2 protein-coding genes are annotated in these 1463 nt (G+C 30.5%); both read right to left on the bottom strand.

What is annotated here, in order from left to right:
* Positions 1-53 precede the first annotated feature (53 nt).
* Positions 54-590 carry a type I restriction enzyme HsdR N-terminal domain-containing protein gene (locus NSA58_RS20115; protein WP_039681114.1) on the bottom strand — a complete coding sequence of 179 codons (537 nt, stop codon included), beginning with the start codon at positions 588-590 and terminating at the stop codon, positions 54-56.
* A 152-nt stretch (positions 591-742) separates the two neighbouring features.
* Positions 743-1288 carry a pentapeptide repeat-containing protein gene (locus tag NSA58_RS20110; protein WP_039681115.1) on the bottom strand — a complete coding sequence of 182 codons (546 nt, stop codon included), beginning with the start codon at positions 1286-1288 and terminating at the stop codon, positions 743-745.
* Between the last annotated feature and the right edge of the window lie 175 nt (positions 1289-1463).

Raw genomic sequence — 1463 nt, 5'->3', positions numbered from 1 at the left:
CTTTTTTTTATTACAAATAATTATATTATTATATATTTCTATTATTATGTTGCTTATTTAGAACAACCACAGTCATGATCATCGTTATTGCATCCGCAGTCGTCACCGCATCCACAGCTATGCCCTTCTTCGTGATGGTCATGAGAACATCCGCATCCATCATGATGGTGGTGATCATGTTCTTCTGCCATTTCTTCTGCCTCGAAAAACTCTTTTTCCATTTGCTCATATGTAGGTAGAGATGCCTCTGTATCATATTCTTCCCCTGTCCAATCTGCATACATCATTTGATCTCCATTTGTAAGTATCATTCTTCCAGCCATTGTTATATTATCAACATATTCTAAGAACTCGATTTCTTTTTGTAAAGTATCTCCTTCTAATTCTACATCGTCATCTGTACATCTTACTATTAATACTGGTGCAAAATATCCTTGTTTATCTTTAACATTTACTACTATGTCTAATATACCTTCAGCACCTTCTTCAAATTCACTTAATAATACATTTGTATCTATCATATCTTGAGGAACTAATAAATCCTCTATTAGGTATTTTAAAACTCTTTCTTTAACTAATTCTTGTGACATTATTATTCTCCTTTCAATGTTTAAAACTCACATTGTTAAAATATCATTATAATTTATTTCCTTTATATAGTATAATACATTTCATGATTTTTCAATCATCTTCACAATTATCATGTGCAAATATATCATAATTACTATATAATTGTCATATTTTATAAATACCCAATTGCTTCCTCTCTAGTCATAAAAAAATGTATTCCAGTTGTAGACTCTACCCATCTATCCTCATTGAAGTTTTCAGCTATAGCCCACTCACCAACTTTATAAATAAAACTTTCATCTACATAAGATGTAGCTTCCTCAAAAGATTCTGTTGAGTCTTCGCTTTTAATGCTAAGTACCTTTGCTTTATCACATCTACATGAGTTTCTTGTTGCTGAGGTTCTTTTGGCATCTCCTGGTACTAGAAGTTGAACTATTCTATAGTTATAACATTTCTTATATGCCAAAAATGCACCTTCACTTGGACAATACATTTCATAGTATTTTGTATTATGGTCATATATAACATCATCTAATAATGTATTTTCCAAATCACTACCAAATAAATTAGCTCCTTGAAAGTTGACACCCCTTAGATCACTTCCTCTAAAATCTACCCCCACAAGATTAGCATCTTTAAAGTTAGCACCTCTAAGGTCCATATTTACAAAAGTTCTACCTTGAAGGTTTTGTCCCTGAAAATTTAACTCCCTCATACAATCCCCCCTAATAATATATTATCTCTTCGCTCAATTTATAATTGTTTTTTACATTAAAAATATTATCTTCCTTTAATATATTATTCTTTCTATATGGAAATCCTTTTTTACCATGATAAATAAGCTTTCTACAATTTGTTACTTTTCAGTTTACATAAATCTTACGATTTTC

It is taken from the genome of Terrisporobacter muris (assembly GCF_024621905.1).
Taxonomy (GTDB): domain Bacteria; phylum Bacillota; class Clostridia; order Peptostreptococcales; family Peptostreptococcaceae; genus Terrisporobacter; species Terrisporobacter muris.
This window is presented reverse-complemented; position numbering and strand designations above follow the sequence as displayed.

Coding starts and splice junctions, on each gene's coding strand:
- NSA58_RS20115 (WP_039681114.1), bottom strand. CDS start 590: ATGTCACAAGAATTAGTTAAAGAAAGAGTTTTAAAATACCTAATAGAG.
- NSA58_RS20110 (WP_039681115.1), bottom strand. CDS start 1,288: ATGAGGGAGTTAAATTTTCAGGGACAAAACCTTCAAGGTAGAACTTTT.